The following is a 4,418-nucleotide window of genomic DNA, read 5'->3' as shown; positions in this document are numbered from 1 at the left end:
ATCACCAGCACCAAAACGCCGCCAACATATCCCTTCCAATTCCATATTCAATTTTCAAAGACCGTCATCCCCGCCGCCCCAGAACCCCTCGAAGTGGGCCTCGCTGCGTCGGTGAACGGGCTTATACGGGGGAGATCACAGAGTGTCAAACAGAATTCACAAGACACTTATCAACAGATAAAATCCCGGTTTTCTGCGGCAGAAGAGACTAACCCCCATTATTCATTGCGAATCGAACTCGAAAAAAGGCGGTTTTTTCTCAAATTTTCTGCTTTTCTCAGAAATCCGGCCAGTTGGGAGCCAGATGTCCGCCAATCCGTAGCGGAGCGACCTTTCTGGCCAGACCGGTAGCGTCATCCGTTTCCACCATAAGCCCACAGACTGTCGACTCCCCTTCCGCCGGCTGCGGGCGGTCACCCGGAGTTTTGCGAACCAGCTTGTGGAGTGCTGCGGGTTTTCCCATTCCTATGACGCTATCGTAGTCGCCACACATCCCGGCATCCGTCTGATAGGCCGTACCCGCAGGCAGAATGCGATGATCCGCAGTGGGAACATGCGTGTGCGTTCCCACCACAACAGAAGCCCTGCCATCAAAATAAGCTCCAAAGCCCATTTTCTCGCTGGTGGCTTCGGCATGAACGTCAATCAGGATGGCATGCACCGTCACGCCAAGCCGATGCTTTGACAGGATTTCGCTGACGATCCGGAAAGGGTCATCCAGCGGGTCCATGAAAATGCGCCCCATCACATTGATGACGAGAGCCCTGCGCCCACGGCTGATTTCGACGATATGACTCCCCTGCCCCGGCGTTCCGGCAGGGTAATTGGCAGGCCTGACAATGTAAGGAGCCTGATTGATATAGCCGAGCATATCACGACGGTCCCAGGCATGGTTGCCCAGCGTAATGACATCGACGCCAGCACTATGCAGGTTTTTCGCAATGTCCGGGGACAGGCCATAGCCGTGTGACGCATTCTCGCCATTGGCGACCACCAGATCCAGCGAGAGTTTCTCACGCCAGTCGGCCAGATTTCGGATAATGGCCTCACGCCCGCTACGCCCGATAATGTCGCCCAGAAACAGCAGTCTCAACAGTCAGTCTTTCATAAAGATTTTGGGTTATCAGTCCGGATCACCCCACACTCCGTCACGATCGTTTTTAACGGAATATCGTACGGGCCTGTAGGAACGGCATCGATCTGCTGACCGGAAAAGCCAAAGCCGATCGCCGGAACATTCAGTGCGGCCAAAGTACGGTCATAATAGCCGCCGCCATATCCAAGCCTGTAACCAAAACGGTCAAATGCCAGAAATGGCACGAGAACAAGATCCGGAACGTCAACGTCACCCTCCGGATGCGATGTTCCGAAACGGCCAACAATCATGGAAGATGAAGGCGTCCAACGCCTGAAGATCAAAGGAGAACCTTTTGGTGTGGTTTCAGGCAACAGAACCTGACGCCCAGCTTCAGACAGAGCATGACACAGGGGGCGAAGATCGACTTCTTCGGCAAGAGGCCAGACTGCGGCAATTTTTCGAGCAGGCTGTGCGAGAATTTTTTTTAAGAGAAAGCCGCGCAGCCTCTCTTCGTCTTCAGAAGACAGCCCCTGCCGATAATCGGCCATTTTGCGGCGAAGATCTTTTTTCAGAACGTCGATTTCAGAGATCTGTGGAGCCGCCAAAGCCGTTGGTCTTTTCAGCCCTCCTAGACCTGCAAGTGCAGGTGGGCACCGGTTAACGTGACCAGGGCCACGACAGAGCCAGTTCCCGTAGGAATGCTTATCGGCCCGGGGGATGATTTGCCTGACGCACCAGGCAGCTCCATCACCTATATTAGACTGTCCGGCCCGATATTCAATGCAAACCTTGAAGAATCAGGAAGTGCGCTCCAGTTCCGAGGCAAGAAGCTCTGCCTGCCCCGCCAGACGAGCCAGACGCTCCTGACGCGCCCCCTCACGCTGAAGCAGATGTCCGGCCTGCTGGATTTGCGCTTCGGCCTGAGGCGAAATCTGCCGGTGCTTCAGTTCGAAAATTTCATCGGCCATCAGAAGCGCAGCCATCATGAGCGTTTTGGATTCGCTTGCAGCCCCACCCAGACTCCGGGCCCGCTGAAGCCAGCCTTCGACATGACGGGCCATATCATACAGATGGGCTTCTTCGCCATCCTGACACCCGACATTATAGACGTAGCCATTAAGGCGAATGGATACCTGTCCCATCGCTCAGCCCTTTTTCCTGTTCAGCACGCCCTGAATGCGGGCGCACAGCGCATCGATATTAGCTGCGAATTCCGAAAGGTCAGGCGTGGAATGAAGGGCGCGCTCACAGGCTTCCTTTGCCAGAACATGACGCTCGGACGCAGCGGCAATCCGCATCATCGCTTCCTCAAGACGCTCAACCGTCTTATCGTCCTGCGCAATACCTGTCTCGTTTACCGCCACGTTCTTCCCGTTCCTGCAATCATTATGCCAGTCAAATGCCCGATACAGACCCGCTCCGGCCCGTTGCTCAGGAAAGACCCGATCCCGCTTTGGGGTCAAGGACATCCCTGCCCTTTCACTATCCTGTTTTCGTCATTTCGTCGCGCCATGAGATGGATCGGATCACCCGGCTCAAGGGAAATCGGTTTTTTGCCCTCTCCGTCGAAAGCGCAGGCAGCAGCTTTGGCGTTCCCTGGTGGCTGAACGTCATGGGCGACCATGCGGGATTATCTGTTCTGGATTGCGGCGCGTCTCCCACAGCGGCACGACAGGCGCTGGATTGCAGGGTCGGCTGGGCGATCTGTCGGGTCAATGCCGCGCAGCTTCGCACACTGGACTCCTACGACCGATACCGCGGACGGATCCTGACGCTAAGACCGCCTAGCTCCCGCATCCACAATCTGCGAGAACATCCCCATGACAGCCTGTGATCTCTACCCCGTTTTACCTGCCGGTTTTGATATGAACGCCGCTTTAGAGGTGCTCCGCGATATTCTGCCGCTGCCTGAAGTCACCGCCCTTCGGTTGCCCTGTAGCTGGACGCCAGAGAAAGCACAGCTTTCACAGTTGGTGGACCTGCTCCATGCCAATGGCGTCGCCCTGATCACTGAAGTCGGCGTTCCGCTGTCCAATACCCCGGCCTCTCTTCTGGGAGTCTGCGATGGGCTGCATGTCGCTTGTGTCGAGGATCTGGTCGCCCTTCGCAAAACCGTCGGAAGCGATATGCCGATCGGCTGTGCGTGCGAAAACCGCGATGATGCCATGAAAGCTGGCGAATCGGGCGCCGATTATGTCGCGTTTCCTGCGGGGGATCTGGAACTCGTGACATGGTGGAGTTCTGTCATGGAACTTCCGGGCGTCACGGAGAATGTCACGACTGCGGCGGATGCTTCCTCAGCAATCACTGCCGGTGCCGATTTCCTTGCCATCCCCCTTCAGTTTGATGGCAAGGATAAAGAGCGATTTTCAGCGATGGCCGTGCTTGCGGCCGGCTGAAACCTTTACGGTAGGGATCGGCAGAAGCGCGTCCTGAGTGAAGTAAAGAACGCCATTGGACTGCGGGAAAGACTTGCCCCACAGACGGTTGGTCTCACCCGCTGCATTCTCGAGCAGCAGTTCGCCCGTACGCGGAGACACTTTCACGCCCAGAAGATCGCCATATAGGGTCTTCAGGCCGATTGCATGGCCATGATTGCGTTGGATGGCCCGGCGCAAAGCGGCTTCGTTCCATTTTCCATAGGCAATCGTGTAGCCCAGAATATGGACGAGCTGCCCGCGATTGGCCGGAGCCAGCAGCCCACCAGGCCAGCGCGCACTCAGGCGTTCCATAGCCGCATTGGGAATCGCAAAAAGCGTGTACGGCCCCGGCCCACTGATCCACGGCTCCAGCTTCGCCACCTGAATCGCCTTGACGTAGTCGCTGAGTTCCAGAGAACCCGCGATATTCTCGTCAAGCGGACGATCCTCATAAGACAGCATCGGAGGCGAGTGATAGGCGACCGGACTGTTGGGCGTCCCGTCCGCACTGGGCTGATAGGCGCCGTCAGTGCTTCCCGGCATTGCAGACGCGCGGGCGCTGATCTGGGTCTCGAAACTGTCCTGATAGTTCTTCGTCCAGTCCGTGCCCTGCCAGTCAGGATCGCCACAGGCGGACAGCGTGGCCCCGAGCAGGAGCCCCACGCCGAGTTTCAGCCCTTTCCCCCAGCCCGGAAAACGTCCTGAAGGGAAAACATCGAGTCGCACATCCATGCCTGATCGCACCATCCTGTGAGCGGGAGAGACGACCATAGAGCAGGTCGGGCGTTTCAGCACCCGTCCCCACGCATGGTCCATCCGACGACATGACCGCTGACCAGTTCGAATGTCGTCTGACAGCTGGTGTTGTAATAGGTCGACGGAAAACCGCCACCCCATCCACCCATGCCGCCCCAGCCGCC

The 4,418-nt window shown here is 57.1% G+C and carries 7 protein-coding genes and 1 other RNA gene; 2 read left to right on the top strand and 6 right to left on the bottom strand.

Annotated features, from left to right (window positions below; all coding sequences use genetic code 11):
* Nucleotides 1-277 precede the first annotated feature (277 nt).
* The 5 genes from JK208_RS15780 to JK208_RS15760 all read right to left on the bottom strand — a co-directional run bounded on the left by JK208_RS15780 (nt 278) and on the right by JK208_RS15760 (nt 2,442).
* Nucleotides 278-1,093 (bottom strand): TIGR00282 family metallophosphoesterase, encoded by an 816-nt coding sequence (locus JK208_RS15780; RefSeq protein WP_211576712.1) that lies wholly within the window; start codon nt 1,091-1,093, stop codon nt 278-280.
* Nucleotides 1,094-1,104: 11 nt separating this feature from the next.
* The gene (locus JK208_RS15775) at nt 1,105-1,683 is read right to left on the bottom strand and encodes a 5-formyltetrahydrofolate cyclo-ligase (protein WP_211576711.1); all 579 of its coding nucleotides are present in this window, start codon (nt 1,681-1,683) and stop codon (nt 1,105-1,107) included.
* A non-coding RNA gene (ssrS, locus tag JK208_RS15770) (6S RNA) lies at nt 1,670-1,826 on the bottom strand. Before ssrS ends, JK208_RS15775 begins: the two co-directional genes overlap by 14 nt.
* A gap of 49 nt (nt 1,827-1,875) precedes the next feature.
* Nucleotides 1,876-2,220 (bottom strand): cell division protein ZapA, encoded by a 345-nt coding sequence (locus tag JK208_RS15765; protein ID WP_194268017.1) that lies wholly within the window; start codon nt 2,218-2,220, stop codon nt 1,876-1,878.
* 3 nt (nt 2,221-2,223) lie between these two features.
* Nucleotides 2,224-2,442 carry a hypothetical protein gene (locus JK208_RS15760; protein WP_211576710.1) on the bottom strand — a complete coding sequence of 73 codons (219 nt, stop codon included), beginning with the start codon at nt 2,440-2,442 and terminating at the stop codon, nt 2,224-2,226.
* A 35-nt stretch (nt 2,443-2,477) separates the two neighbouring features.
* Here JK208_RS15760 and JK208_RS15755 point away from each other — a divergent pair, with 35 nt between their 5' ends.
* Together JK208_RS15755 and JK208_RS15750 are read left to right on the top strand one after the other, a co-directional pair.
* Nucleotides 2,478-2,912: a hypothetical protein gene (locus tag JK208_RS15755; RefSeq protein ID WP_211576709.1), complete on the top strand. Its 435-nt coding sequence runs from the start codon at nt 2,478-2,480 to the stop codon at nt 2,910-2,912.
* Nucleotides 2,899-3,477 (top strand): thiamine phosphate synthase, encoded by a 579-nt coding sequence (locus tag JK208_RS15750; protein WP_211576708.1) that lies wholly within the window; start codon nt 2,899-2,901, stop codon nt 3,475-3,477. The genes JK208_RS15755 and JK208_RS15750 overlap by 14 nt, the downstream gene beginning before the upstream one ends.
* On the opposite strand, the gene JK208_RS15745 is transcribed toward JK208_RS15750, so the two are convergent.
* Nucleotides 3,448-4,230: a fasciclin domain-containing protein gene (locus JK208_RS15745; RefSeq protein ID WP_211576707.1), complete on the bottom strand. Its 783-nt coding sequence runs from the start codon at nt 4,228-4,230 to the stop codon at nt 3,448-3,450. The genes JK208_RS15750 and JK208_RS15745 overlap by 30 nt on opposite strands.
* Nucleotides 4,231-4,418 lie beyond the last annotated feature (188 nt).

Source organism: Gluconobacter sp. Dm-74 (genome assembly GCF_018256135.1).
GTDB classification, from domain to species: Bacteria; Pseudomonadota; Alphaproteobacteria; order Acetobacterales; family Acetobacteraceae; genus Gluconobacter; species Gluconobacter cadivus.
The sequence above is the reverse complement of the archived record's forward strand: the minus strand, read 5'-3'. Positions and strand labels throughout refer to the sequence as shown.